This window comes from Cryobacterium sp. M91 (assembly GCF_002929615.1).
Taxonomy (GTDB): domain Bacteria; phylum Actinomycetota; class Actinomycetes; order Actinomycetales; family Microbacteriaceae; genus Cryobacterium; species Cryobacterium levicorallinum.
The window spans coordinates 166,971-190,995 of the sequence record NZ_PJJT01000086.1 but is presented as its reverse complement, the minus strand read 5'-3'; the positions used below and the strand labels follow the sequence as shown (position 1 = coordinate 190,995).

The 24,025-nt window shown below is 64.5% G+C and carries 31 protein-coding genes and 1 other RNA gene; 11 read left to right on the top strand and 21 right to left on the bottom strand.

The window, feature by feature from the left end; all coding sequences use genetic code 11:
- The first annotated feature begins 7 nt into the window (after positions 1-7).
- Positions 8-940 carry a type II secretion system F family protein gene (locus CXY80_RS12125; protein WP_092449454.1) on the top strand — a complete coding sequence of 311 codons (933 nt, stop codon included), beginning with the start codon at positions 8-10 and terminating at the stop codon, positions 938-940.
- A gap of 422 nt (positions 941-1,362) precedes the next feature.
- Here CXY80_RS12125 and CXY80_RS12120 read toward each other — a convergent pair whose 3' ends face one another.
- The 14 genes from CXY80_RS12120 to CXY80_RS12050 all read right to left on the bottom strand — a co-directional run bounded on the left by CXY80_RS12120 (position 1,363) and on the right by CXY80_RS12050 (position 9,641).
- Entirely contained in the window at positions 1,363-1,725 is a 363-nt protein-coding gene (locus CXY80_RS12120) for an HIRAN domain-containing protein (RefSeq protein ID WP_104132665.1), read from the bottom strand.
- A gap of 147 nt (positions 1,726-1,872) precedes the next feature.
- Entirely contained in the window at positions 1,873-2,226 is a 354-nt protein-coding gene (locus tag CXY80_RS12115; protein ID WP_104132664.1) for a hypothetical protein, read from the bottom strand.
- A gap of 534 nt (positions 2,227-2,760) precedes the next feature.
- A complete protein-coding gene (locus CXY80_RS12105) occupies positions 2,761-2,931 on the bottom strand; it encodes a hypothetical protein (protein ID WP_199182261.1) in 171 nt (56 codons plus the stop codon).
- 381 nt (positions 2,932-3,312) lie between these two features.
- The gene (locus CXY80_RS12100) at positions 3,313-3,798 is read right to left on the bottom strand and encodes a hypothetical protein (protein WP_104132661.1); all 486 of its coding nucleotides are present in this window, start codon (positions 3,796-3,798) and stop codon (positions 3,313-3,315) included.
- A gap of 1 nt (position 3,799) precedes the next feature.
- Positions 3,800-4,033 carry a hypothetical protein gene (locus CXY80_RS12095; RefSeq protein ID WP_104132660.1) on the bottom strand — a complete coding sequence of 78 codons (234 nt, stop codon included), beginning with the start codon at positions 4,031-4,033 and terminating at the stop codon, positions 3,800-3,802.
- Between the two features lie 4 nt (positions 4,034-4,037).
- Positions 4,038-4,367, bottom strand: coding sequence for a hypothetical protein (locus CXY80_RS12090; protein ID WP_104132659.1), 330 nt, complete (start codon positions 4,365-4,367; stop codon positions 4,038-4,040).
- 85 nt (positions 4,368-4,452) lie between these two features.
- Positions 4,453-4,908 carry a hypothetical protein gene (locus CXY80_RS12085; RefSeq protein WP_104132658.1) on the bottom strand — a complete coding sequence of 152 codons (456 nt, stop codon included), beginning with the start codon at positions 4,906-4,908 and terminating at the stop codon, positions 4,453-4,455.
- A 2-nt stretch (positions 4,909-4,910) separates the two neighbouring features.
- The gene (locus tag CXY80_RS12080) at positions 4,911-5,165 is read right to left on the bottom strand and encodes a hypothetical protein (RefSeq protein ID WP_104132657.1); all 255 of its coding nucleotides are present in this window, start codon (positions 5,163-5,165) and stop codon (positions 4,911-4,913) included.
- Positions 5,162-6,475, bottom strand: coding sequence for a DUF3631 domain-containing protein (locus CXY80_RS12075; protein WP_233195324.1), 1,314 nt, complete (start codon positions 6,473-6,475; stop codon positions 5,162-5,164). The genes CXY80_RS12080 and CXY80_RS12075 overlap by 4 nt, the downstream gene beginning before the upstream one ends.
- A 71-nt stretch (positions 6,476-6,546) precedes the next feature.
- Entirely contained in the window at positions 6,547-6,954 is a 408-nt protein-coding gene (locus CXY80_RS12070; protein WP_104132655.1) for a hypothetical protein, read from the bottom strand.
- Positions 6,951-7,160: a hypothetical protein gene (locus tag CXY80_RS12065; protein ID WP_104132654.1), complete on the bottom strand. Its 210-nt coding sequence runs from the start codon at positions 7,158-7,160 to the stop codon at positions 6,951-6,953. The genes CXY80_RS12070 and CXY80_RS12065 overlap by 4 nt, the downstream gene beginning before the upstream one ends.
- Positions 7,161-7,274: 114 nt before the next feature.
- Positions 7,275-7,742 (bottom strand): hypothetical protein, encoded by a 468-nt coding sequence (locus CXY80_RS19150; RefSeq protein ID WP_146070727.1) that lies wholly within the window; start codon positions 7,740-7,742, stop codon positions 7,275-7,277.
- Between the two features lie 80 nt (positions 7,743-7,822).
- Positions 7,823-8,182, bottom strand: a complete 360-nt coding sequence (locus CXY80_RS12055; protein ID WP_146070726.1) for a hypothetical protein — start codon at positions 8,180-8,182, stop codon at positions 7,823-7,825.
- Positions 8,183-8,264: 82 nt separating this feature from the next.
- Complete coding sequence (locus tag CXY80_RS12050) at positions 8,265-9,641, bottom strand: recombinase family protein (RefSeq protein ID WP_158251642.1); 1,377 nt, start codon at positions 9,639-9,641, stop codon at positions 8,265-8,267.
- A gap of 121 nt (positions 9,642-9,762) precedes the next feature.
- Between CXY80_RS12050 and CXY80_RS12045 the strand changes: the two genes are divergently transcribed.
- The 5 genes from CXY80_RS12045 to CXY80_RS12025 all read left to right on the top strand — a co-directional run bounded on the left by CXY80_RS12045 (position 9,763) and on the right by CXY80_RS12025 (position 12,680).
- Positions 9,763-10,185: a TadE/TadG family type IV pilus assembly protein gene (locus CXY80_RS12045; RefSeq protein ID WP_233195323.1), complete on the top strand. Its 423-nt coding sequence runs from the start codon at positions 9,763-9,765 to the stop codon at positions 10,183-10,185.
- Positions 10,160-10,633: a hypothetical protein gene (locus tag CXY80_RS12040; protein WP_092449365.1), complete on the top strand. Its 474-nt coding sequence runs from the start codon at positions 10,160-10,162 to the stop codon at positions 10,631-10,633. The genes CXY80_RS12045 and CXY80_RS12040 overlap by 26 nt, the downstream gene beginning before the upstream one ends.
- Positions 10,630-11,076 (top strand): pilus assembly protein TadG-related protein, encoded by a 447-nt coding sequence (locus CXY80_RS12035; protein ID WP_092449363.1) that lies wholly within the window; start codon positions 10,630-10,632, stop codon positions 11,074-11,076. The genes CXY80_RS12040 and CXY80_RS12035 overlap by 4 nt, the downstream gene beginning before the upstream one ends.
- A gap of 351 nt (positions 11,077-11,427) precedes the next feature.
- Positions 11,428-11,712 (top strand): hypothetical protein, encoded by a 285-nt coding sequence (locus CXY80_RS12030; protein ID WP_104132650.1) that lies wholly within the window; start codon positions 11,428-11,430, stop codon positions 11,710-11,712.
- A gap of 83 nt (positions 11,713-11,795) precedes the next feature.
- Positions 11,796-12,680, top strand: a complete 885-nt coding sequence (locus CXY80_RS12025; protein WP_233195321.1) for a DMT family transporter — start codon at positions 11,796-11,798, stop codon at positions 12,678-12,680.
- A 74-nt stretch (positions 12,681-12,754) separates the two neighbouring features.
- Here the strand turns inward: CXY80_RS12025 and CXY80_RS12020 are convergent, their stop codons facing one another.
- Genes CXY80_RS12020 through CXY80_RS12010 form a run of 3 tightly spaced genes read right to left on the bottom strand, consistent with a single transcriptional unit; the run spans position 12,755 to position 15,196 of the window.
- The gene (locus tag CXY80_RS12020; RefSeq protein WP_092449357.1) at positions 12,755-13,411 is read right to left on the bottom strand and encodes a pentapeptide repeat-containing protein; all 657 of its coding nucleotides are present in this window, start codon (positions 13,409-13,411) and stop codon (positions 12,755-12,757) included.
- A 2-nt stretch (positions 13,412-13,413) separates the two neighbouring features.
- A complete protein-coding gene (locus CXY80_RS12015; RefSeq protein WP_104132648.1) occupies positions 13,414-13,851 on the bottom strand; it encodes a nitroreductase family deazaflavin-dependent oxidoreductase in 438 nt (145 codons plus the stop codon).
- Between the two features lie 55 nt (positions 13,852-13,906).
- Positions 13,907-15,196, bottom strand: a complete 1,290-nt coding sequence (locus CXY80_RS12010) for an MFS transporter (protein ID WP_104132647.1) — start codon at positions 15,194-15,196, stop codon at positions 13,907-13,909.
- A 185-nt stretch (positions 15,197-15,381) separates the two neighbouring features.
- Between CXY80_RS12010 and prfB the strand changes: the two genes are divergently transcribed.
- The 5 genes from prfB to ssrA all read left to right on the top strand — a co-directional run bounded on the left by prfB (position 15,382) and on the right by ssrA (position 19,657).
- Positions 15,382-16,494 (top strand): peptide chain release factor 2, encoded by a 1,113-nt coding sequence (prfB, locus tag CXY80_RS12005; RefSeq protein ID WP_104132646.1) that lies wholly within the window; start codon positions 15,382-15,384, stop codon positions 16,492-16,494.
- Positions 16,495-16,570: 76 nt separating this feature from the next.
- Positions 16,571-17,665 carry a cell division ATP-binding protein FtsE gene (gene ftsE, locus CXY80_RS12000; protein WP_092449349.1) on the top strand — a complete coding sequence of 365 codons (1,095 nt, stop codon included), beginning with the start codon at positions 16,571-16,573 and terminating at the stop codon, positions 17,663-17,665.
- Entirely contained in the window at positions 17,662-18,576 is a 915-nt protein-coding gene (gene ftsX / locus CXY80_RS11995; protein WP_104132645.1) for a permease-like cell division protein FtsX, read from the top strand. The genes ftsE and ftsX overlap by 4 nt, the downstream gene beginning before the upstream one ends.
- A gap of 113 nt (positions 18,577-18,689) precedes the next feature.
- On the top strand, positions 18,690-19,166 hold the full coding sequence (gene smpB, locus CXY80_RS11990) for an SsrA-binding protein SmpB (protein ID WP_092449344.1): 477 nt from the start codon (positions 18,690-18,692) through the stop codon (positions 19,164-19,166).
- Positions 19,167-19,282: 116 nt separating this feature from the next.
- Positions 19,283-19,657: a transfer-messenger RNA gene (gene ssrA / locus CXY80_RS11985) on the top strand.
- Positions 19,658-19,734: 77 nt separating this feature from the next.
- Here the strand turns inward: ssrA and CXY80_RS11980 are convergent.
- From CXY80_RS11980 to CXY80_RS11965, 4 genes are all read right to left on the bottom strand, one after another.
- Positions 19,735-20,466 carry a PIG-L deacetylase family protein gene (locus CXY80_RS11980; protein WP_104132644.1) on the bottom strand — a complete coding sequence of 244 codons (732 nt, stop codon included), beginning with the start codon at positions 20,464-20,466 and terminating at the stop codon, positions 19,735-19,737.
- A 169-nt stretch (positions 20,467-20,635) separates the two neighbouring features.
- The gene (locus tag CXY80_RS11975) at positions 20,636-21,862 is read right to left on the bottom strand and encodes an XdhC/CoxI family protein (RefSeq protein ID WP_104132643.1); all 1,227 of its coding nucleotides are present in this window, start codon (positions 21,860-21,862) and stop codon (positions 20,636-20,638) included.
- Positions 21,863-21,891: 29 nt separating this feature from the next.
- Positions 21,892-22,668: an SRPBCC family protein gene (locus tag CXY80_RS11970; protein WP_092449337.1), complete on the bottom strand. Its 777-nt coding sequence runs from the start codon at positions 22,666-22,668 to the stop codon at positions 21,892-21,894.
- Positions 22,669-22,687: 19 nt separating this feature from the next.
- Entirely contained in the window at positions 22,688-24,022 is a 1,335-nt protein-coding gene (locus tag CXY80_RS11965; RefSeq protein WP_233195318.1) for a VWA domain-containing protein, read from the bottom strand.
- Positions 24,023-24,025 lie beyond the last annotated feature (3 nt).

The following is a 24,025-nucleotide window of genomic DNA, read 5'->3' as shown; positions in this document are numbered from 1 at the left end:
GCAGGCCATGAGCGCGAGCCTGGGCTGGGCCGTCCTCTGCGGCAGCGGTCTCGGTGTGGGGCTGTGGTCGCTCGTGAGCCTGACGCCGCGGCTGACCCGGCCCCGTCTGATCGATCGGGTCGTGCCGTACATTCTCGACGTCTCCGCCGAAGCCCGCAGCATCGTCGCCCGAAAAACCGTTAACCCGATTCCTGTGCTGGGCAGCCTGTTTGCGCCGCTGTTCGGGGCGCTCACCCGCGGGTTGTCGAACCTGCTCGGCGGCAGCGAGTTCATCGCGCGCCGGCTCCACCAGTCAGGCTCGGCGAAGACCGCGCTGGAGTTTCGCTCGGTGCAACTGGTCTGGGCGCTTCTCGCCTTTGCCGCCGGCACGGTGATCACCATCGTCACCCTGCCGGAACTGCCGTGGCCGGCGCGCGTGGTAGTGCCGTTCGTGGCGGGAATCGGTGGCGCCGTGTTGCGGGACTGGCTCCTGCAACGGGCCGCCACCGCCCGGTTGGCCCGCATGCGCAGCGAGTTGCCGACCATTCTCGAATTTCTCACCCTGTCGCTGTCGGCGGGGGAAGGCATCCTGGATTCGATCCGGCGGGTGTCCCGCACGAGTTCGGGGGAGCTGTCGCGAGAATTCGCGGGGGTGATCACCGAGGTGCACGCGGGGGTACCGCTCGGGGTGGCGCTCTTGGCGCTGTCGCGGAGCATCCAGTTGCCGGAGGTGACCCGATTTGTCGATCAGGTCACCGGTGCTCTCGACCGGGGCTCGCCGATCGCCGAGGTGTTGCGCGCGCAGGCCCAGGATTCCCGCGACCAGACGAAACGCTCGCTACTCGAGATGGCCGGCAAGAAGGAAGTTGCCATGCTCGTGCCGCTGGTTTTTCTGATTTTGCCGATGACCGTTCTATTCGCTGTATTTCCCGGCCTGGTTGTTCTGCAGTCCGGCTTCTAAACGCACTGCCCGGTACCGTTCCGCTCACCAGAAAAGAGAATGCCATGTCCCGAATCATGCTTCGCTTCAAGGGTCTGCTCCGCGACGAGACGGGTGACGTGCCCGGTTGGGTGCTGATCACGCTCATGACGGCCGGTTTGCCTAATAAAACATAAATAGGGCTATCCGATGCCCTACGCGGTAGGTGGGTCATCGGCTCTCGGTACGGTGGCGCCGGGCGGATGCCCCCGCGAACGTAGGAGATACTCCGGAATGAGTACCCGGTGATTGGCGCCACTGTGCCGCTCGTATGTGGCCCGGTGCCCTGGTCATTCGGGCCGCACTACCATCTCAGCGGCGCGAGGATGCCCGCTAACGCACGAGTTCGGGATTGTCGGGCAAGTCGTCGGGGCTAGACCCGAGCAGAGGTAGGACCGCTCAGGTTAAGGCTTGAGCCAAGCTCTGACCTGGTCCTTTGCCGGCACGTTCAGCAGGATCCACCGGTCTCGGCCGTCTTGACGCACGTCGCCGTGAACCCAGACGTCTGTGCCCTCTTTAGAAAGCTTCTTGACCAGGCTGCACCATAGCTTCGCCTCGTCAGCGGGCACGAAGCCTACCTGTCTCTTGTCCTGATAAACGGCGACCGCATTCTTGTCGAACTTGTTGCCAGGATCCGCCATTAGCTGGAACGGTCCGATTCCCCTGCCGCGAATGGCCGACTGCCGATAGCTCACCCCGGCCACAGGCATCGTGTCCGTCGCATTCGGAAGGAAGGTTACTGTGCGCTTTCGACTGAAAAATCCCATAGCCAGCTCCCTGTTGTCTTGATCTTCGCATGAGCCGGGGATGAGTTCCTGTCCCAATCCGAGGGCCGCGACGACGGTTGCTTCGCGCGCGTGATGGGGTGGGGGGTGATGTGGCTGTGTCCGGAGCGCGGACTAGTGAAGCTCTGACTAGTTGGTGCGGGCCGCTACGTGAACGGCGTAGGCAGCCCGGAGGCGTGCGCCTTCTTCCTTGCGGCGCTGGAGGTCGCCTTTTCTCGTTTCAATCCGCTCGAGGTCTTCGGGCGTGACAACGCGCCAGGACTGATCGGACCGATCCCACAAAATGAACTCGTCCTTGAGTGTCCCAAAATGGCGCAGCACACCTTTGTCGATAGCCGGGTTTCCGTTGTGATTCTTGTATGCCCATTCTTGACCGAACTTGTCGCGCATTGCTCGGACCAAACGGCTTTGGTACGACCGACGAGGGCCATTCGTGCGGACCTCGTTCATGAGCCATTCTGCGATCTCGTACTTGTCAGCCATGATCGAACGCTAACGATCGGGGCTCAATCGGTTCTACTCCCAGTGAGGGGGCCGCGTGCTGGGAGCATGGGAATGCAAAAAAGCCCCCGCTGTCCGAAGACAACGGGGGCGTGAGTCGTTCGAGATTCGTTCTATTCTGCAAACTTAAGGTCGTCCAACTTTTCGACGTGCAGAACGCGGTCAGCCGTGCTTTTTGACCGAAGGCGCACCGCGTAGCGCTTGAACACTCGCTTGATGATCCTCTCGGCGTTCACGCCGTGCACGAGGGTCAGTGCCAGGCGCGGTCGGCCTTCTTGCGTGCCAGCACTTCCGGGTTGCAAACTTCGCCAGTGGTGACAAGTAACCGCGCCGCCTGAATGGTCCCCAGCAGTCCGTAGATTCCGCTTGGGTGCCTCTCGTGGCGCCAATACGTCAAGTACTGCACCCGCCATGCTGCGAACGCCTCCACAGGCGGCTCAGGCCATTCTGAGGGGTCAAACCGGGCCATGCGCACCGGGTGGTCGATAAGGGCATTGCGACGCTTACGAACGACCATCAGCGGCGACCCTTGCCGTACACGCCGCGAACGCCGCGACTAGCCGGGAGGTCGTAACCCTCGAGCGCAGGGATGCCGAGCGACACGAGCAGCCGGGCAAGGGTCAGGCGTTGCTGTCGAGCTTCTGCGATGGCGGGGTGCAGTCGGCTGCCCTGACTACTGGCAATCATCAGACCTTCCGTGGCAACTGCCGCGTCGAGCTGCACGATCCGGTCACGGGTTCGGCATCCTTCCTCGAGCATTGCCAGCTCGTGGTGTGCCCAGTCAAATTCAGTCGTGGCAGCGTCCCAAAGCTTCCTTCCAGCACTATTCAGGCCACGCGGAACAGTGAGTTTCGAGCCAGTTTCAGGGGGTTTCGTTTCAGTCAATTCGGGGTCCTAATTGGGTCAAAGCGGTCAAAGGGGCTCTTTGTTTCGCCGGGTGGACAAGATGTGCGCCTATGCCGCTAGTGGCGCAGCGGTGGGGCTTGGGGTCATACCCCCTATGCATGCCGATCTGTCGGGGCCGCAGGTGGGGCCGGCTCGTGTGAACCGGCCCCGTGTGGTGCCGGTCTACCAGTCCATCGCGGGCAGTCCTGCGGCTGTCAGGTAGGCATCCACGCGCTTCTTGGCGTCGGCTTCCACGGCTTTGTTCAGGTTGCTGTCGATGAAGCCAGTGAACGGCGGCTGCCGGTACTCGAGCTCTCCGGAGACGGTCGGGCTAACGTCGAGGGTGGCGGCGGCTGACTGCATCTGGCGCCGGGCGTGAGCGCGGGCTGAGCGGGAGCCGAGCCAGCCGACATATCCGGCGTAGGCTGCGTTGAGGTCGCCGGCGGTGGCCCCATCGACGGCCACCTGGTAGGAGGCGGTCCCGCTTTCTTCGAGTTCTTTATCGAGGCCGGGGGCGGCGTCGAACACTGCCTGTGCTTGTATGGCTCGCGCCTCCCGCGCAAGTTCGGTCTGTCGTACTTGCTCGGCGCGCTCGGTGGCTTCGATCGCGCTAAGTGCGGCGTGAAGTTCGTCGGCGGTGGCGGGCGTGGTGTTCTTGGTGGCGGTCATGTTATTTGCTTTCCTGGTTGTTCAGTTCGGTGAATGCTGCTTTGGCGTTGTCGGCGTAACCCGCTGACATGAGGGTGCTGGCCGACAGCGTGAGTCCGGCATCGAGTGCCTTCTCAACCTGGGCGCGGTGTTCTGCGACGGGTTTTGTGAAGGTCTTCGCAATGGAGGTGATGCGGCGATTCTTGCGAATGGTTTCGGGGTCTTCGCCGAGGCCCTCGAGGTTGATGATGTCCATGCTGTTACTCCTTGATTTCTTGGTCTTGCTCGGTGGGATGAAACTCTGTGGCGTGCTCGGCCATGACCTTGATACGCAGCGCAGCGTGCTCAATTTCGGGGTCGACGTACACAAGCCAGCCTTCGAGAGTGAGGGATGCCAGCGCCCGCAGTGAGTGCCGGTTGAGGTAATTGGTCGAGGCGTGGAAGCTCTCGGCACCCTCTCTGATCTCCGTGCGGGGGTAGTGGATCCACTCGGGCCGCTGGGTCGGGTCGTCGTGCAGCCCGAGTGCAGTGAGGGTCACAAGGGGGCCGTAGTCTGCCGGCCAGCCCCGCGAGCTTGTGGTGATGCTCAACAGGGCACCTCGAGGTCGTCGTAGTTGACGAACTGACCAAGGCCGGCCACGTCCTCTGTCCATTCATCGCTGCCATATGCCGCGGTCACAGTCGGTACCCGAATTTTCCGGTGCTATCGACGTAGACCGACCTATAGTCCGATGTCAGCAGGGTGCTGTGCACGGAGAGCGCACTAATCCCTGAATTGAATGTCCCGGTGGCTCCAGATACCGCACCACCAGCGCTCACGCTCCCGGTTGCGCTCACGTTCCCTGTCGCGCTCACGTTCCCTGTCACCGCGGATCCTGCCGGCGGGCTTGCCACGAGTGAATCAATGACCGCCTTCGTGTACGAGTTCGCCGCGATCGACGCTTGCACGCCGGCGTCGATGTTCAGGAGGGTTTCGTTGACTTTGGCGACCAGCAGTTGCACCTGCTTCGCCGTGTTGCCGATGTTCGTTCCAGACGGGCGTTGCAAATCGCGGAGCTGCATGCGGATGTCTTTCAGCTCGCGGATGAGCGGTTCGAGTCCGTCTCCCGGAGGGGTTCGATAGAGTGCCATGATTACTTCTCCTTTTCGTGGTGCGTGTTGGACTTGATGTTGTTTCGGTACCGCTTGCCGGCCCAGATTCCACCTAGTGGCCGGTCGAGCTCGGCATAGGTGGCGCATAGGTCGTAGAGCGGGCAGGCTCGGCAGATAGGACCGAGCGGCCCGATCTCCTGGTCGTCGTCGGTAAAGCGGTCGTCACGCTGGCACGCCGGGTCCGTGGTGAGCATGGCGACCTGTAACCGGGTGAATGCGACTGAGGCGCGGCTCATGCTGCGATCCGCTCGGCGTCGTGCTCGGGGTTCCTTTTCCCGCAGATACCCGCAGCGCGCGAGGCCGGGGCGAGCAAAGGAGCGGCGCAGACTCGGCAGGTGTCCAGAACTGGACAGGTGTCGGGGGCAGGTGTTCCATTTGGAACACCTACAGACGGTTCGACGGTCTGCGACGGTTCCAGCGGTTCCGTTACAGGGGCATCGGGAGACGGCTCGACAGTTTCAGACGGTCCAGACGGTTCCTGACGGGGGGTGATGCCGGACTGTCGCCACGACTTGAGGAAGTCGGCCCGGGCGTATCCGCGCTGGTCCCGCGAGTTCTTGGTAGACCTGATCTTGATGAGCACGAGGGTTCTGCCGAGTCGCTGCACGGTGAGCGCGCGACCGTAGGCACTCCCGGCATCCCAGTAATCCGGGTTGGTCTGGATCAACCGACTCACGAGGTCGTTGGTGTTCACGAACGGCTCACTCTCAGGCCATACCGCGTACAGGTCCATGAGCATTACCATCTGGGGCGGGAGCTTCATAAGACCCTCTTCTCGTTCCATCTCTACCTCTTGAATGTCTCGATCGATCAGGCGGTCTGCGACATCGGGCCACGTACCGCCCGCAGCCGCAGCAACGCGCTTGAGCGGGTTCCACTTCTCCTTCATGCGGCCTACGCAGCCGGTGGGCAGGTCGGGGCGAACTGTGCGGATGAATTCCCGGGCGGCGTCCATTGCACTCGCGAGCGCTTCCGCGTGGTCGCGGGCATCCGCTTCGATCTCTTCCCAGTCGGAGGATTCAACTACTCCGTACAGGTCAGGCATGAGCAGAACGCGGATCGACCGTGATCGGGTGTCATCGGGCAGGTGGGGGGAGTTGCCCGCCATTGCCACCGGGGCGTAAGTCGACATCTCGGCTACGTCCCATTCGCCGCCCTTGGCCGGCACGAGCACCGGGCGAGTGGCGCCGCGCTTGTACCCACTATTGAGAATTGCAATGAGGTCTTCGACGCCGGGTTTCTTCGGGTCGAGGGACCGGTCAACTTCGTCAATCAGGATCGTTCGGATTCCCTTGGACAGCATCCGGGCGAGCAACGCGGGGGATGAGATCGACGCGGCCTGAATCGGGTCGTGGCAGAGTCGCTGCAGGTGTTCCAGAACGGTCGTCTTACCGCTCCCTGGCATCGTGGAGTCGAGCACGAGCCGAGGGGTGGAATACGTTTCGAGTGCAACGTGAGTGTGTGCAGCCCAGAGCGCGAGCAGGTCGAGGTCGAGCGGGTCAGGCACGGAGATAAACCGGGCGAGCCATTCTCGAACTTCGGTCAAGGTAGACCCCAGTAATGAACCGCTTGAACCGTCTGTAACCGTCGAGCCGTCGAGAATGACGACATCGCCGCTCACTTGGCGCCGCCTGAGTAGATCTCGTGTCGGGTGATTTCAAGCTCCGCGTAGCTCGGCCCAATGCGGATCGGCGCACGCGGGTTAAATGCGGCGTTGTAGTAGCGCGTTGCATCGGCCTGCGCCTGGTCCCGTTCGATCTCCACGCGGGTCAGGTCGGGCAACACGCTGGCTAGCGCTGCACGGTGGCCTGCAAGGAAGAAGTCTGCAAGGGCCGGCGTGAGTTCGTCCAGGCTGATCTCGTCACGCAGTAGGCGGCTGAGAGCTGCACTGAGCGACTTCTCGACGGTGTGCCCGATCAGTGGGACTAGGCGAGCGTCGGGGGTTTCCGGTATGCTGGCGGTAGTCGCTTTATCAATGAGTTTCTGAGCCGGTCCCGTTCCCGCGGGCCGGTTCTTCTCGTTCACGCGGCGATTCCAGCGGGGCGCAGCAATGCGGCGAGGCGGTCGCGCTGTTCGGGAGTGAGCGGCGGTGCCTCACTCACTACGCGGGTGATGTAGTCCTCAACGCGTGCGGCCTTGAGTCGCAGGCGAGCGGCTACGAGGTCGGGGTCGTCGGCGGGGCGGGAGCGGGAGAGTGACGCGACACGAGCGCGTTCAATGGTCCAAGACAAAAAAAGCCTCCAAGCAGGGAAAAGCTTCCTCTGCTGAGAGGCTGGTGCAACCGGGGAGTTCTTATTGTGCGAACCCTAACGCCGTGCACGTGAAACTATAGCACCTACTTAGGTCTAGTTGCTAATCGAACTCTCTGAGTTGGCGAAATGATGCAGCTCCACCTCACGAACACCTAGAAAATTCAGCGAATCGAGCACCAAGTAGAACTCATCCGGGGCGGCGATAATCTTGGCGAGTCCACACTCGCGGCATGTCAGGTTCCACCGCTCACGGTAGCCGTCTGGTTTCGAGAAAAACGGGTGACGGTCTTTCGGCAGCCATTCGGTACCGACAAGCCACTGAAAGGCTTTATCAGCGATCGGCGTGTTCAAGACCTGCCCTTCACGTAGTGGCTCGGTGTACCCGCTCGGGTCCACTACCCATACCGCGCCATCGTCGCGCGCTATCGTGATGAAAGTGGCAATTTTCCACTTTGGGTGGGCACGTTTCGCCGTGCCAGAGCAATAGACCGAGACGTAATCGTGCTCAGGGTGCTGGGTGGGCTTACTTCCGCGCGACCCACCCGTTTTTTTGCGACTCATTGCAGTGCCTTTCGTTCATATTTGCACAATTGGAGGCCCCGGCCCACTCTCGCAGGCCGGGGCAGTGGTTGGGTTATTAGTTACGCGGCGAGCACGTCGAGGCGGTCAGCCATGCTGCGCAGCCATTCGGGGAATGCCTCGTAGGTGTCAGCTGCGTCTCTGAACTCCGCCGCCGTCATCTCGCCGCTTCCCTCAAAGCTGATATCCCCAGTGAATGTGCCTAGACGATCAGAGATGGAGCTGAGCACGATTCCTCCGTCAAAACTGGCATTCACAGCCTCGTGAGACCATTCGGATTCGGGCAAGACATGTTCATGGCCATCGCCGGTGCACTCGGCATACTTGCACGGCGTGTTTCGCGCCGCGGTCCATAGGCTATCGATCTCGGTGCGTGATACGTCGTTCATGTTGGTTCCCACCAAATTGGCTACAGTATTCATGATTCGTTTCTCCTTGCTTGGTGATTCGGATCTTGCCCTCGAGTTGTTGGATCAGCTCGGGGGCATCTTCAGGACTACGCGCCTATGAAAGCCACGCGATAGCCACATCTTCGGGGTCAAATACCCTCGTGTTCTTTTGCTTGGACACGGTGACGGTCATGAGTGACGCGATCACCTGCCGCTTTTGAGGTAAGCCGAGCAGCGCCCAGGCGTTGGCTGTGTCCTCTGCTAGTGCCAGGTCGGTCATCGTGGAGCCACCGTGAGCAGAGTCGATGACAGCTTGAATCCGGGCGAGCTTCCCCTGAATAGTTGCAACCTGTTCGCGCACTGCGGCTGGTCGCATTGTTCCATCTGCCACAAGCTCGGCCAGGTCGTCCCATCGACGGCGCAGCACAAGGGCTTCGGCCTGCTGCGGTGCGATGTCTTGATCTACCCGCATGAGCGCGAGCACGTCCGGCTGCGAGAATCTGGCTATGATGACGCTCTCCACGAGGGCATCTAAGCGCGCTTGGTCTCGCTGGGTGCACCAGTTGTCGGTGCAGGCGTAGGCGATGCGTGGCGGGCGGTCCACGCCCTTGCGCGGGTAGTCTGGACGGGCGAGCATCCGACCTCCGCAGACAGCGCAGAGGGCAAGTCCAGACAGTAGATATTTGGTCTTGTTGCTCCAATCGTGCGGAGTCTTACGGTGCGTTCGAAGTCGGGTGTAATCGTCCCACTTCTGGCGCGTGATGATCGGCTCCCAGTCACCTTCCGCGACAGCTTCACCCTTGTATTCTCGAATGCCGGCATAGGCCGGATTGCGAAGTCGTGCGCGCAACGTAGTGATGCTCCACGGCTTCCCGGTGACGGTCAGCGTGCCGCGAGAGTTGAACGCCTCGACAATTGAGTAATAGGACTCGCCCGCGAGATAGCTCTCGTACGCCTCCCGCAGCACGACCGCCTCGTGTTCTACGATCTGCACCTTGCCTCCGACACGTTCGTACCCGTACGGGCGGTTAGAGAATTGCCAGACGCCGGCATTTGCTCGCTGCACGTTCGCCGCGACCTGCCGAGCCCCCTTTTGCTCCACCTCGTACCGAGCAGCGGCGCCAAGTATTTGCGCCATCATCCTGCCTGCCGCGTTATTCAGGTCGAGATCCCCGGCCTTTACAGTGAGGATGCGGAGAGCGTGCTTCTCTGCGAGCTCGACCAATTCCACGAGATCCCGAACACGACGATAGAGACGGTCGGTGTGCCAGACGACAATGGTGGAAACGGTGCCCGCCTTGATCGCTGTGAGCAGTTCTTGGAATCCTGGGCGCGTTCCCTTTGATGCTGAGACATCGTTATCGATGTACTCGTGCGCGATTTCGAGACCCTGAGTAGCTGCGAGTGCACGGCATTCCGTGAGTTGGCGCGCTACGGCCGCGCCTGCCCCGTCCCTGTCGAGGGACTGTCTCACGTAAATGATTGCCTTCATGTTGATTACCCTACACACGTTATGGCCGGATTGGTTTTGATCATCTGGGGGCTCGCCGGTCCGGCCCTCAGCGGGGTCTTCCAGCAGGCCATGGATCGCGTCAGCAGTTTCTGACCGACCCATGCATAAGCGGATGCGGCGGCTCGCCTGGTTGCGCCTTCACGAGTTGCGCGACGAGGCGGGTAGCGCCGTGGCCGAGTTTGTCATGGTGGTGTCGTTGCTGACCTTTCTCACGCTCATGGTCATGCAGCTGGCGCTCGCGCTGCACATTCGCAACACTGTGCTCGATGCCGCGGCCGAGGGCGCCCGCTATGCCACACTCGCCGATAGCAGCCTGCCCGCCGGAGCTGCGCGAACGCGCGATCTGATCACGACCGCCATCGGATCGACCTATGCCACCGATGTGGTCGCTCGCTACGGCACCCGTGCCGACTACCCGAGCGTCGAAGTGCGGGTGGTGGCGCCGCTGCCACTGATGGGCCTGCTCGGTGCCCCGCGCGGACTGGAGGTGGTCGCGCATGCCGCGGTCGAAACGCTGGAGTAGTCGCTCCGGGGCGCCTGGAAGTGAGGCCGGTTCGGCCTCGCTGGAATTCATCACGGCGGGAATGATCCTGCTGGTTCCGCTGGTCTACCTCGTGCTCGCCCTGTCGTCGTTGCAGGGCGGTGCGCTCGCCGTGGAGGGAGCCGCGCGGCAGGCAGCCAGGGTCTACGTGCAGGCGCCGGACCAGGCCACGGCGACCGAGCGCGCTCGGCGCGCCGTGGCCTTCGCGCTCGAAGACTACGGACTGGATGCCGGAGATGCCGAGGTGCAGATCGAGTGCTCCGGTGGGCCTAGCCGATGCCTCACCCGCCAGGCTCTCGTGACGGTCACCGTGCGCATCGGCATCGCCCTGCCGCTCGTGCCCGACCTGCTCGCGCTCGAGCAGAGCGCGAGCGTGCCGATGACCGCGGCATCGACGCAGATCGTGTCCCGATTTGGCGGCCTCGAATGAGCGGGCGCCTGCCGCACGCCGGGGCCGAAGACGGGTCGACCCTGCTGCTCATCATCTTCTACGGCTTCCTCGCCCTGAGCCTCGTGCTCGTGGCACTCTCAGCGACGTCGCTTTACCTCGAGCACAAGCGGCTGCTGAGCCTCGCCGACGGGGCGGCGCTCGCCGGGTCCGAGGCCTTCACCCTCGGCGAGGTGCAGGTCGGCATGGTGGGCCCTCGGCCGCAGCTGCGCTCCGATGACGTGTCGGCCGCGGTGGACGAGTACCTGCGCCTCGTTCCCCATCCCTCGTTCGAGGCGCTCGGCGTGACGAGCGCGGCATCCGCTGATGGGCAGAGCGCGTCGGTGACCCTGCGGTCGTGGTGGCGCCCACCCGTGCTCACCCTCGTGGTTCCCGACGGGGTGCCGCTTGAGGTGACGGTGGTGTCCCGGGCTGTGTTCCACTAGCAGCGTCCCCTTCCGCGAGAGCGGGATAATTGCTGCCTCAGCACCCGTGAAGCAACACATTTCCCGCTCTCGAGGGAGATGGCCGGGGTAGGCGGGGAGCGCCCACAAAGGCGCACTAGCTTTTTCAGGATGGAAGCGTACTATGCACAGACACGTAGCCGACACGTAGCCGACACGGAGGCCTCTTACCCGTAGGAGGCATCACATTTTTACGCAGTCGAAACTCGTTCCAGCCCCGGTCCCCGGTTGGTAGTGCTGGCGACCTCGGGTCGTCGTTCAACCGGGCTGGTCGCCACCGGTTGACGTGGCCCAGCATGGCGGCTGAGAATTACCGAGAACGGCTGTTAATTCATGGATGCATTACTAGACCGACACGAAGTCGATGAGCACAGTGTGGAGCAGCTCGACTTCGAGTCTCTTCTCCCCTGCGAGGGAGTGCATCACTACCGCGGATTGAGCGGTCACGATCCGGCCGAATCGGGTGGCTTCATGGTGATCTCGCCGTGCTGTGGGCCCAAGGTCATCCAATGCTCCTCCCGGGTCGACGCGATGCGCGTGTCCGGAGTGCTCTACTGCGGTGCCTGCCAGCACGAACATTTGACCAGCGAATACACCTTCGTTCCGCTGCAGCCCTAGGCCGCGGTCGTCCGCGCATGCTCAGAGCGGATGCCGCGCGCGGTACCCTCGCTAGGTGCCCTGACGGCGCCGACAGGAGTAGTGTGCGTACCAAGCGGGGGCAGTGGAAGGGTGCGGGAGCTCAACTCGCCACCGAAGTCAGCATCAATTTCGGTTCGTCGCTGGCCGGACTGCTCATTCCCCTCGTCGGCTCGCCGGTCGTCGTCGCGGCCCGACAAATCGTCATGGTCATCGTCGTGCTGCCGCTGGCGCGGCCCAGGCTCAAGAACCTGACCTGGAGCCGCATCTGGCCGCCGCTTGCCCTCGGCGTCGTGCTCGCCGTGATGAATCTCAGCTTCTACCAGGCCGTGAGCATGCTCGGGCTGGGCGTTGCGGCGACCATTGAATTTCTCGGCCCGTTCGCTCTCGCCCTCGTTACCAGCCGCCGCATCCTGGACTTCGTGTGCGCCGCGGCCGCCGCCGGGGGTGTGTTTCTGTTGACCTGGTCGGACGGCACGCTCGACCTGCTCGGCATTGCGCTCGCCCTGACCGCAGCGGCTTCCTGGTTTTGCTACATCCTGCTGACCCGCAGGGTGGCGACCGAATTTGCCGGCCTTGAGGGTATCTCCATTGCCAGCCTGGTCAGCCTCGTGATCGTGGTGCCGTTCGCCGTGCTCACCCTCGACCTGTCGGCGTTCACCTGGGGCGTTGTCGGGTTGCTCCTGCTCGTCGGAGTGGTTTCCTCGGCCTTCCCGTACACACTCGACACGTACATTCTGCGGCGGATGAGCCCTCGGCTGTACGCGATCATCACAAGCTTCGGCCCGGTGATCGCGGCCGGGTTCGGCGCGCTCGTGCTCGGCGAGACCTTCACGCTGCTGCAGCAGATCGCGATCGTCGTGGTCTGCGTGGCCGCCGGGGCTGCGATCGCGACCCAGCGCGACCAGCCGAAGTCCGACCTCGAGCTGACCGCGGTCGCGATTCCCTGACGCGGCGACCCCGCGCGGGCGGCCGTACGAGGCTGGCCCGGGCATCCGCTTATCGAGCGGCGTCGAGGCCCTGTTTATTCGACGCGCAGGCCGAGGTGGGCGGCGAGAAGCGGCGCCAGCATGCCGAGCTGGGCATCGTCGATCGTGGCACCGCGCAGGCCCTCGAGGCCGTGGACGGCCGAGAAGTCACTCGAGCGCAGGTCGACGTCCTTGAGCTTGGCGCCGCCGACATCGAGGGTGCCGATGCGGCAGTTCTGCAGTTCGAGGCGCTGCACGGTGGCGCTGCCGAGGTCGAGCTCGTCGATAATGCAGTTGCTCAGCAGCACATCGGTCAGGGTCGCGTTGCGCAGATTTACGAAATCGAGCTTCGACCCGTCGATGTGCACCGAGCGCAGCGTCGCCTCGTAGGCCTCGACCGAGCCGAGTCGGGCGTGGTTGAGCTGCACGTCACGCCAGTTCGAGCGCGGCGCGCTGAACACCGGGGCATGCAGATCAGTGGCGAGACATTCCGAGAAGGATGCTCCGCGCAGCTTGGTCTCATGCAGCGAGACTCCCGCAAATTCACACTCCCCGAAGGTGATACCGGTCAGGTCGCGGCCGTCGAGGTTCACGCCGGTGTAGCGCTCGGCCTCGCGACCGTCGCCGGAGCAAAGCTGCGCCCCGTCGTCGTCGGCGAGGTCGGGCAGCGTGATGCGGTCGATCGACGCCTTGCGGGTGGCTGCTTTCGCCACCTTTATTCGATGGGTTCGAGCACGAAAACCGGAATCTTCCGCTCGGTCTTGACCTGGTAGGCGGCGTAGTCGGGGAACGCTGCCACGGCGCGCTCCCACCAGACGGCCTTTTCGTCGCCGGTGATCTCGCGGGCGCGCATGTCCCACTTCTCGGGCCCGTCTTGCAGCTCCACCTCGGGGTGCGCGATGACGTTGGCGTACCAGACCGGGTTTTTGGGGCTGCCACCGAGCGAGGCGACAGCGGCATAGTGGCCGTCGTGTTCGACGCGCATGAGCGGTGCCTTGCGCAACTTGCCGCTCTTGAGGCCGACGGTGGTGAGTACGATCACGGGCATGTCACGCAGAGTCGTGCCCTCGGTTCCGCCGGACTTCTCGTACAGGTCGACCTGGTCGCGCACCCACTGGGCGGTGCTTGGCTCGCATTCTCCGATGAGGGGCATATTTGGCCCAACGCGCGAGCCGCCGAGAACATTCCACCCGGTCAGGTTCGCCCTGTCAGAGCAGGCGGCCGGGGCGATGCGGGGCGTAGCGCGGAATGTAGCGGCGCAGCAGCACCGCGCCGCAGAGGCCAATTGCCCCCATGACGCCGCTGGCGACCGAGAGCGAGACCAGGGCGGTGATGCCGGCGACCGCCAGGGGAGCTGCGGCACTGCCGAAGTCGGCAGTGAACCGCCAGGCGCCCAGGAACGGTGCGGGATTCGGCCGCGGAGCGAGGTCGGCGCCGAGCGTCATCAGCAGGCCGCTGCCGACCCCGTTGGCGAGCGAGAGGAACATGGCCACGCCGATGAACCACCCCACGTTGCTCGGCAGGTCTTGGGTGAACGCGAGTGCCAGGTGGCCGGCACCGAGGCCGATCATCGAGGGCAGCGCGCTCCAGATGCGGCCGAACCGGTCCATGATCTGGCCGCTGACATAGAACAGGGCGAAGTCGATGCCGCCGGCGATGCCGATGATCAACGCCGTGTCGGGGGCGCTGATGCCGATACTGACCGCCCAGAGTGGCAGCATCACCGTGCGGCTGGCCCGCATCGCACCGATCAGACCGGCGCCCGTACCGAGCCGCAAAAGCACTCCGCGGTGACTCCAAATGGTCTGGAACAATCCCTGCACCGGCACGGCCGGTCGCGCCGTTCCGGTGCTGCTGATCGCGCCGGTGCTCGTGTCGGTGGCGTCGAATATGGTCGTATCAGCGGAGGGAGTGGCAAAGGTTTTCGACGGGTCTGGCAACAACAGCAGCGTCGCTGATGCGGCGACGCAGCAGATGATGAACACCCAAAACACGGCCTGCGTACCACCGGTGAGGTGAATCAGGCCGGCCGAGAGAAAGGGGCCGACAAACCAGCCGGCTCGAAACACGCCGCCGAGGGTCGACAGCGCGCGGGCCCGGTAGACCAGCGGCACATAGTTGGTCATGAAGGCATGCCGGGCGAGCGCAAAAATGGCTGTGGCGAGGCCCACCAGAAAAATGCCGAGACCGAGCACGAGTGGGTTGGGAGCGACAATGCAGACGATCACTGCACCGATGGTGAGAGCGGATGCCCAGATCATCGCGTTCCGTTCCCCGATGCGCGAGACGATCCAGCCGCTGGGAATATCGCCGACCAGCTCACCGAGCATGACCATCGCTGCAATCACACCGGCAATGGCCAGGGAGGCACCGAGGTCAGTCGCAACCAGGGGAATCAGCGGGATAATCGCGCCCTCGCCGATCGAGAACAGCAGGGTCGGTAGGAACGCGACCAGGGCGACCGAGCGCAGGCTGAAGGGGCGCTCGTGGTTGCTCATCGGTTCGATGCTACTCGCAGTGCAATCCCGACCGTGCTATCCCGACCCGTGCTGCTCAGACCCGTACGATCCCGCCCCTGTAATCCGGCACGTGCGATCCCGACCGTGTTTTCCGGAGTGCTGTTCGAGTGGTGCGCCCACCAGCTCGGCAGCACCGCGCCTTCGCCCGGTAGGCTGAACAGAACATGATTGACTTGGATTTCTCAGTACAGATCGCCGCGCTGCGGATCACGTTTGGCGACATCCGCTCGGTAATCGACATTGATCGACTGCGCGCGGAGATTGACGACCTCAGCGGCGAGGCCGGTGTGCCCGACTTGTGGGACGACACCGAGCACGCCCAGAAGGTGACGAGCGACCTCAGCCACCGGCAGTCGCAACTGGCCCGCATCGAAAGCATCGAAGTCCGCCTCGATGACCTCGAGGTGCTCGTGGAGATGGCCAATGACGGCCAGGGCGACCAGGAACTGGCCGACGAGGCCGGCGTCGAACTCGTCAGCCTGCAGAAGCTGCTCGGCGAGCTCGAAGTGCAGACCCTGCTCAACGGCGAATTCGACGAACGCAACGCCGTCATCACCATTCGCGCCGGCGCCGGGGGAGTGGATGCCGCCGACTTCGCCGAAATGTTGCTGCGCATGTACCTGCGCTACGCCGAACAGCACGACTACCGCACGACCGTGCTCGACATCAGCTACGCCGAAGAAGCCGGCATCAAGAGCGCGACCTTCGAGGTCGATGCCGCCTACGCCTTCGGCACGCTCAGCGTCGAGGCCGGAACCCACCGCCTGGTACGGATGAGCCCGTTCAACTCGGCCGGCAAGCGCCAGACCTCATTCGCCGCGGTCGAGGTGGTGCCTTTGATCGAACAGACCGAGTCTATAGAGGTGCCCGACGGCGATATTCGAGTGGATGTCTTCCGCTCGAGCGGCCCTGGCGGCCAGTCGGTCAACACCACCGACTCCGCCGTGCGCATCACCCACCTGCCCACCGGCACCGTGGTGAGCTGCCAAAACGAGAAGAGCCAGATTCAGAACCGGGCCGCCGCCATGCGCGTGCTGCAGTCCCGGCTGCTGGTACTCGAGCGCGAGAAAGAGGCCGCGACCAAGAAAGAGCTCGCCGGCAACATCACCGCGAGCTGGGGCGACCAGATGCGCAGCTACGTGCTCGCGCCCTACCAAATGGTCAAGGACCTGCGCACCGAGTACGAGGTGAACAACCCCAGCAACGTCTTCGATGGTGACCTGGACGGTTTCATTTCGGCCGGCATCCGCTGGCGCAAGAAAGCCCCCGAAGACTAAACGGATGCTGAGCCTTCCCCCTCTCGGGTATGTCGCAGTAGGGAAAACGCCAGCGGGTGCCTAGGCTCTAAGAGCTATGATCCGCTTTGATCACATAACCAAGAAGTATCCCGGCACCTCTCGGCCGGCCCTGAACTCGATCGACGTCGAGATTTTGCGAGGCGAATTCGTCTTTCTGGTCGGCGCCTCCGGATCGGGCAAATCGAGCTGTCTGCGGCTCGTGCTCAAGGAGGAGAAGCCGACTAGCGGCAGCATCCACGTGCTCGGGCAAGACCTGCGCTCGATCTCCAACCGCAAGGTGCCCTACTTTCGCCGCAACATGGGCGTGGTCTTTCAGGACTTTCGGCTGTTGCCGAACAAGACGGTCTTCGACAATGTCGCGTTCAGCCTGCAGGTCATCGGCAAGAGCCGTGGCTTCATTCAGGAAGCCGTGCCCGACACCCTGAAGATGGTCGGCCTGGCCGAGAAGGCCCAGCGCCTGCCGCACGAACTCTCCGGTGGTGAGCAGCAGCGCGTGGCCATTGCCCGCGCCATCGTGAACAAGCCCCAGATTCTGCTGGCCGATGAGCCCACCGGAAACCTCGACCCCACCACGAGCGCCGAAATCATGGCACTGCTCGCGAGCATCAACGCGGGCGGCACCACCGTGATCATGGCCACCCACGAGGCCGGCATCGTGGACAAGATGCAGCGCCGCGTGATCGAACTGGTCAACGGCGAGATCGTGCGGGATGAACGCCAGGGCGGCTACGCCACCGCGTCCATCCCGACCATCGTGCCGTCGTCTGAAGCGGATGCCGCAGCGAGCGACCCCGTGCCGGTCGCGTCGGCCGCCGTCGCAGCGCGGGCCGCGGCTCAACCCTCGTTGACGCATCCGTCGGCGCCGGTTCCCGAAACCTCCGTGTCCCTGCACCAGGCGGCGGCAGCTGCGGTTGCAGCGGCGGCCGCGTCGGTTGTTCCGACACCGTTTGAGTCGGCTCCTGCGGCCGAATCTCCTGCTGCAGAGGAGGCCGGTCCCGCCGTGGCCACGCCATCGATGGCGCGCCCGGTTCTTCCGGTCGCCCCGAACGACGCCCCCGAACAGCTCACCCTCGCCGAGAAACTCGGCCTGCGGGCGCCGGGCGAGAAACCCGACCAAACCGGCGAACAGAACGTGGGGCCCAACCGATGAGGCTCGGACTGGTGCTCTCCGAGGCCGCGAACGGTCTGCGACGCAACGCATCCATGGTCGTCTCCGTGGTACTCGTGACTTTCATCTCGCTGACCTTCGTCGGCGCGGCCGTACTGATGCAGATGCAGATCGGCCAGATGAAGAACTTCTGGTACGACAAGGCGCAGGTCGGTATCTACATGTGCTCCGACATCTCGCCGGGCGAAACCTGCACCGGCGGCGACGCCTCGGCAGAGCAGATCGCAGCCGTCGAGGCCCAGCTCGAATCGCCGACCCTGGCGCCGTTCGTCGACACCTACTATTTCGAGACGCACGAGCAGGCCTTCGAGAATTTCAAGAAGCAGTTCGCCGGCAACCCGGTGGCCGACTACGTTACCGCGGATCAGTTGAACCAGACCTTCTGGGTCAACCTCAAGGACCCGTCCCAGTCCGCCGTGCTGGTCGAGAGTTTGTCCGGGGTGGCCGGCGTAGAAAACGTCGCTGATCAGCGCAAATACCTGGACCAGATCTTCTCGGTGCTCAACGTCGCGAGCTACACCGCCATCGGCATTGCCGGGTTGATGCTGATCGCAGCGGCGCTGCTGATTGCCACGACCATCCGTTTGTCGGCGTTCTCGAGACGCCGCGAACTCGGCATTATGCGACTGGTCGGCGCGAGCAACCGGTTCATTCAAACGCCGTTCATTCTTGAGGGCGTCTTCGCGGCGCTGCTCGGCTCGCTGCTCGCCGGCGGCGCGATTGTGGCGCTGGTCTACTTCTTCGTGCAGGGGTATCTCGGGGCCAGACTCACCGGCTTTGCCCTGGTCGGTATGGATGATGCGCTCGTTGTGGTGCCCATCCTGCTGGTGGTCGGCGCGGTGCTCGCCGCGTTCTCGGCCAACTTCGCGATCACCCGCTACCTCAAGGTCTAAGCGTCAAGCGGATGCCCGCGCGCAACGACCAGGCGCGGGGCCGGTAGACTGGTTGGCTGTCTGACGGATCTTTCGGCGGCATCCACTTGACGAATGAGAATTGAGGTGAACACATGCCCAGGGAACGTGGCGAAAAGGTCGTGGCGACCAACCGCAAGGCCCGACATGACTACCTCATTAGTGACACCTACGAGGCCGGAATGGTCCTGAGCGGCACCGAGGTCAAGTCGCTGCGCGCGGGCCGGGCCACCCTGGTTGACGGCTACGCCTTCATCGAGGGCGGCGAGGCCTGGCTGGATGCGGTGCACATTCCGGAGTATTCCGGCGGCTCGTGGACCAATCACCCGCCGCGCCGCAAGCGCAAACTCCTGCTGCACAAGAAGGAGATCATTAAAATCAGCCACAAGACCAAGGAGGGCGGTTACACGCTCATTCCGCTGCGGATTTACTTCGCGGATGGTCGGGCCAAGGTTGAGATCGCCGTCGCCAAGGGTAAGAAAGAGTACGACAAGCGTCAGACTCTGCGGGAACGCACCGACAAGCGCGAATCGGACCGCGCGATGTCGGCGCAGCGCCACCTCGGCGACTAGGCAACTTCTGTAGTAGTATGGAGGGCTGCACCGAAACTGGTGCAGATTGGTAACTCAACAGCGTGTGACACGAACCCATCGCATGAGCTTTCATTTGGAAAGCGTGTGATGTGTAGGGGGATGATCGGTTTCGACATTGTTTGCGCAATTGTGAGAAGCGGGTCGAGGATGCAGGGTTATCTCGTAAACGATCTCTGCAAAACAATAAGTGCCAATTCAAAGCGCACTGACTTCGCTCTCGCTGCCTAAGCGAAAGCACTAAAGAAGTCCGCCAGACCGGGAATGCTCTCTACCCGGATCCTGACGCCATTTAGAGAGATTGCTTCTACATTGAGCCACGGGGTGTAGAGGGACTTAAACGAAGGCTGGGCCTGTCGGAGTAGATGCCAGTGGCAAATTCCGGGGCCGAGAAAGCGATTTCACTGGATACACCCGTAGAAGGCATATGACCACAGCAGTGGACCGGGGTTCAATTCCCCGCATCTCCACCACCGGTTCTGTCACACGCTGTTACCGCTCCTGAGGCCGCCCATTGGGCGGCCTCATTTGGTTTAAGCGGATGCTATAGTCAGCGCAGGCGCAGGCCGACCGACGGGCGGATGGGTTCGCGCTGGCCGCCGGAGTGCACGATGAAGTCGCCGTCGACACTGAGCTGGCTGGCATGGCAGCTGAGGGCGGCCACGACGGTGGCGCGATGGGCGTCGAGGTCGAACCATTCCGTATCCTCTGTGGGGGAGTGGAGAATCTCGGCGTAGGGGATGGCGAGTGCTCGGCTGGCGGCGAGGGCGGCGTCGTGTACGCGGACGTGGTCCGGGTGGCCGTAGCCGCCGGTTCGGTCGTAGCTGATGACCAGGCTCGGTTGCACGTGCTGGAGAACGGCGACGAGGTCGGTGGTGACCTCGGCGAGCGGAGCTCGGGCGAGGGCATCCGCTGCGGAATCGGCGGCAGGGCCGGCCAGGCCGGGGCGGATCCACTCCATACCGGAGTCGCGGTAGTGGCGCGGCGCGAGCCCGGGCGCGCGGGCCGGTGCCTCGCCGAGCCAGAATCCCTCGTTGATGCCGAGCGTCCGGGCGGCGCGCTCGAGTTCGCGCTCGCGTTCCTCGGCCAGGGCGGCAGTGCCGACGAGCGCCGCGAGCGGCCCCGCGACGACTTCACCGCGTTCACCGCGGGTGGCCGTAACCAGGGCGATGCGGATGCCGTGGCTCGCGAGATACGCGATGAGGCCGCCGGTGCCGATGGTCTCGTCGTCGGGGTGCGCGTGTACGAACAGCACCGACCTGACGGCGTCCAGAATGCTCATCGGGCAGAATCTCGATCGCTCTTCGGCGTGACAGTCGGGGGGACAGCGGATTCGAGAGCCATCCGTCGAGCCTATCGCCGACCGCCCGTGGCGCCCCACGTACGCCATAGGGCAAAAGATGGCACCTCGCGTAACACGCGCTTCGAACTGCGCGCGCTGCCCGGTACAGCTAGCCGCGAAGGACCGTTCGTGAAATGGACGTGCTCCCCGGAGCTTGACTCGATGGCGGCGACGATGGCGGTGGCGGGTTGGGGTCGACGAGGTCGTCATGGTGGACAGAGTCGCCGTGGATGGAGTCGACGAGGGTGTGCAGGGGTTCGTTGCTCCCGCCCCACTGCAGGGAGATGATCTCGGCCGCGATCGAGACCGCTGTCTCCTCCGGCGTGCGGGAGCCGAGATCGAGGCCGATCGGACTGCGCAGCCGGGCCAGCTCGCTATCTGTCACGCCGACCGCCCGCAGTCGTTCCAGCCGGTCGAGGTGGGTGCGGCGGGATCCCATGGCGCCGATATACGCCACCGATGGGCCGTGCAGGGCGGCTTCAAGCAGGGGAACGTCGAATTTCGGGTCGTGGGTGAGCACACAGATGACCGTGCGGGGATCGATGAGGCCGGCCGCGATCTGTTCGCGCAGGTAGCGGTCGGGCCAACTCACCACGACTTCGTCGACCCCGGGAAAGCGGGCGGCGGTGGCGAACACGCCACGGGCATCGCAGACCGTGACCCGGTAGCCGAGAAAGGTTCCGAGCCGGGCCAGAGCGGTGGCGAAATCGATCGCTCCGAAGACCAGCATGCGGGGCCTGGGCGCGTAGCTCGCGAAGAACACCCGCATGCCCTCGCCGCGACGCTCGCCGTCTGGACCGTAGGTCAGAGTCGTGTTGCGGCCGGCGGCGAGCAACCCCTGGGTGTCGTCGCCGATGGCGTGGTTGGCGCGGTCCGATCCGAGATCGCCCGCGAATCCCTGCGGCCGCACCACGAGGTGGCGGCCGATCCAGCCGGCATCCGGATGCTCGATCACCGTGGCGACCCCCACCGGGCGCCCGGCGTCCACATCGTCATACACCCCCTCGAGCAGCGCGAAGGTTCCGCGGGAGACGGGTTCGATGAAGACGTCGAGGATACCGCCGCAGGTCAGCCCCACCGCGAAGGCGTCGTCGTCGCTGATGCCGTAGCGCACGAGTACCGGCACGCCGTCCTCTACGACCTGGGTGGCCAGTTCGTAGACGGCGCCCTCGACGCAGCCGCCAGAGACCGAGCCGGCGACCGTGCCGTCGGCGCTGACCAGCATCGATGCGCCGGCTGGCCGAGGTGCCGACTGGAAGGTGCGCACGACGGTCGCGAGACCCGCCGTCGCGCCGCCCTGCCAGCCAGCGAAGAGGGTAGTGAGAACTTCACGCATGCCGGGCTCCCTTCTGTCGTCGGTCGACTCTAACGGCCGGATGCCCGTCGACCGATTCGGTATGCGATGAACGCTACCGTGGCCAGCAGACCCACAAGTTTCACCGGGTCGCTCAACTGGTCGGCAATGACGCCCTTGACCAAGCTCAGCGCGTCGAGGCTCGGGGCCGGCGCTGCCCGATAGGGCGCGCCGCGATGCCCACCAGCGGGCGCCCCGCGATGGCCGTCTGCCGGAGCCGCGCGCGGTGGCACTGGGCGCGGCGGCACGGCGCTGGGCAGCCGGGCGGGGGCATCCGGCGTGACGTTAGGGAGAGTATCGGCGGCCGGGGCATCCGCTTCACCGTCGGAATCAGCAGCGGCACCGCCCTCGATCAGGTCTTGCAGATTGCCGGCGAACAGCCCCATCATCTGCTCGGTGACGCTGCTGATGACGCCCTTGCCCATGGCCGCCGCCTTGCCGGAGAGGGACAAATCGGCGCTGACCGTGCCCTGGGTGACACCGTCGGTTTCGACCAGAACGAGGGTGACCGTGGCCTGGGCTGTACCCTGACCGCGGGTCTCCTGAGCCTTGCCGGAGAATACGGCCCGGTGTGCCTCGGCGTCGCGCTCGTCGACGTTCATCTGCCCGCGGTACTGCATCGTGACCGGGCCAAGCTTGACCTTCATCCCCACCTGGTAGTTGTCATCGCTGAGTTGGTTGAGAATCTGAGCGCCCGGCACACACCCGGCGACACGTTCGAAGTCCATCAGGGTGTCCCAGACCGTGTCGACGGGGGCGATAACGGTGAAGGTGCTGTCAAGTTGCATCAGGGTGTCCTCTGCTCGGTCAGGTCGGTTGGTGGGAGATTGCTCGTTGATCGGATGCTGGCGGGTCGCCGCGAATCGCGGCCGCCACCTCGGCCAGGGCGGCGTAGCTGTGGCCGCTGACGAAGGCGTCGCAGTAGGGGAGCGCGGCGGCCATTCCGCCGACGAGCGGCCGGTAGTCGACGGCGACCTTGCGCGGGTTCACCCAGATGATGCGGTGCGCGAGTCGGCGCAGGCGTGCCATCTGGGCGTCGACGTCGACCGGGTCGTCCTGCGCCCAGCCGTCCGAGAACACCACGATCACCGCTCCCCGGGCCAGACCGCGTCGCCCGAAATCGTCGATGAATCGACGGATGCTCGCGGCCAGCCGGGTACCGCCAGCCCAGTCCGTCGCGGTGGCGGCCGCCTGCGCGAGTGCCTGGTCCGGGTCGCGGAGCGCGAGCTGACGGGTCAGCCGGGTGAGCTGGGTGGAGAACACGAACGCTTCGGCCCGCGCGCCGGACGCCGCGCCCTGAAGCAGCGACAGGAACACCCGGGTGTAGGGCTCCATCGAGCCCGAAACATCGCAGAGCAGCACGAGTCGGCGCGGCTTCGACCGGCGGCGGGCGTGGTGCAGGGCGATCGGATCGCCCCCGGTACGCTGCGCTGACCGCACGGTGCGGGCCAGATCGAGCCGGTCACGGCTGTGCCGCGACGGATGCCTGCGGCGGCTCAGGCGGGTCGGCGTCGACAGCACGATGCGGGCAACGAGCTCGCGCAGGCGGGCGAGTTCGTCGGGGGCGAGGTCGGCGAATGCCATGTTGTGCAGGTGTTCGTCGCTCGAGGCCAGGGCGAGGATGGCGTCGTGCTCCGGGGCCTCGTTATCGTTGTCGCTCGAGTCGGTGCCGGGCAATGGGGCCGGCGGGCGATCGGCCCCAGGCTCGGGAGCTGCGGCCGGACGATTGGTCGGCGGGGTGGCCTGGGAACGGGTTTCCGAGCCGATCGCCGGGGGAGCATTGGGATCACCGCGGCTTTCGGCCGGGTCGAGTCGACCGTCGAAGACGGCGCTGAACACCGCGTCGAACCGGGCAAGGTGCTGCTGCTGGGAGACGAACACGATCCGGCAGGCCCAGTACAGGGCGGCGCGGTCGGTCGGGGGGACGAGGCGGAGCGCCTCGGCCAGCCGGGCCGCCCGGTCGGGCGACACGGGAAGTCCGGCGCGGTGCAGGGCCGTGCTGAACCCAGCGGCGAGGGCCGCAGCTTCGATCGGCAGGATCCGGACCTGGGCCGGCGGCTTCGGAAACCTCGGTGAGGCCGACTCGATGTCGCGCTGACGCGCGTCGGGCTTGCTGGTGCCTGGCTCACTTCTGCCGGGCACAGG

Coding starts and splice junctions, on each gene's coding strand:
- CXY80_RS12095 (WP_104132660.1), bottom strand. CDS start 4,033: ATGGACATCATCAACCTCGAGGGCCTCGGCGAAGACCCCGAAACCATT.
- CXY80_RS12100 (WP_104132661.1), bottom strand. CDS start 3,798: ATGACCGCCACCAAGAACACCACGCCCGCCACCGCCGACGAACTTCAC.
- CXY80_RS12045 (WP_233195323.1), top strand. CDS start 9,763: ATGCATAAGCGGATGCGGCGGCTCGCCTGGTTGCGCCTTCACGAGTTG.
- smpB (WP_092449344.1), top strand. CDS start 18,690: ATGCCCAGGGAACGTGGCGAAAAGGTCGTGGCGACCAACCGCAAGGCC.
- CXY80_RS12105 (WP_199182261.1), bottom strand. CDS start 2,931: ATGATTGCCAGTAGTCAGGGCAGCCGACTGCACCCCGCCATCGCAGAA.
- prfB (WP_104132646.1), top strand. CDS start 15,382: ATGATTGACTTGGATTTCTCAGTACAGATCGCCGCGCTGCGGATCACG.
- CXY80_RS12085 (WP_104132658.1), bottom strand. CDS start 4,908: ATGGCACTCTATCGAACCCCTCCGGGAGACGGACTCGAACCGCTCATC.
- CXY80_RS12010 (WP_104132647.1), bottom strand. CDS start 15,196: ATGAGCAACCACGAGCGCCCCTTCAGCCTGCGCTCGGTCGCCCTGGTC.
- CXY80_RS12055 (WP_146070726.1), bottom strand. CDS start 8,182: ATGAATACTGTAGCCAATTTGGTGGGAACCAACATGAACGACGTATCA.
- CXY80_RS12040 (WP_092449365.1), top strand. CDS start 10,160: ATGCCGCGGTCGAAACGCTGGAGTAGTCGCTCCGGGGCGCCTGGAAGT.
- CXY80_RS11970 (WP_092449337.1), bottom strand. CDS start 22,668: ATGCAACTTGACAGCACCTTCACCGTTATCGCCCCCGTCGACACGGTC.
- ftsX (WP_104132645.1), top strand. CDS start 17,662: ATGAGGCTCGGACTGGTGCTCTCCGAGGCCGCGAACGGTCTGCGACGC.
- CXY80_RS12015 (WP_104132648.1), bottom strand. CDS start 13,851: ATGCCCCTCATCGGAGAATGCGAGCCAAGCACCGCCCAGTGGGTGCGC.
- CXY80_RS12050 (WP_158251642.1), bottom strand. CDS start 9,641: ATGAAGGCAATCATTTACGTGAGACAGTCCCTCGACAGGGACGGGGCA.
- CXY80_RS12125 (WP_092449454.1), top strand. CDS start 8: ATGAGCGCGAGCCTGGGCTGGGCCGTCCTCTGCGGCAGCGGTCTCGGT.
- CXY80_RS11980 (WP_104132644.1), bottom strand. CDS start 20,466: ATGAGCATTCTGGACGCCGTCAGGTCGGTGCTGTTCGTACACGCGCAC.
- CXY80_RS12080 (WP_104132657.1), bottom strand. CDS start 5,165: ATGAGCCGCGCCTCAGTCGCATTCACCCGGTTACAGGTCGCCATGCTC.
- CXY80_RS12030 (WP_104132650.1), top strand. CDS start 11,428: ATGGATGCATTACTAGACCGACACGAAGTCGATGAGCACAGTGTGGAG.
- CXY80_RS12115 (WP_104132664.1), bottom strand. CDS start 2,226: ATGGCTGACAAGTACGAGATCGCAGAATGGCTCATGAACGAGGTCCGC.
- CXY80_RS19150 (WP_146070727.1), bottom strand. CDS start 7,742: ATGAGTCGCAAAAAAACGGGTGGGTCGCGCGGAAGTAAGCCCACCCAG.
- ftsE (WP_092449349.1), top strand. CDS start 16,571: ATGATCCGCTTTGATCACATAACCAAGAAGTATCCCGGCACCTCTCGG.
- CXY80_RS12035 (WP_092449363.1), top strand. CDS start 10,630: ATGAGCGGGCGCCTGCCGCACGCCGGGGCCGAAGACGGGTCGACCCTG.
- CXY80_RS11975 (WP_104132643.1), bottom strand. CDS start 21,862: ATGCGTGAAGTTCTCACTACCCTCTTCGCTGGCTGGCAGGGCGGCGCG.
- CXY80_RS12120 (WP_104132665.1), bottom strand. CDS start 1,725: ATGGGATTTTTCAGTCGAAAGCGCACAGTAACCTTCCTTCCGAATGCG.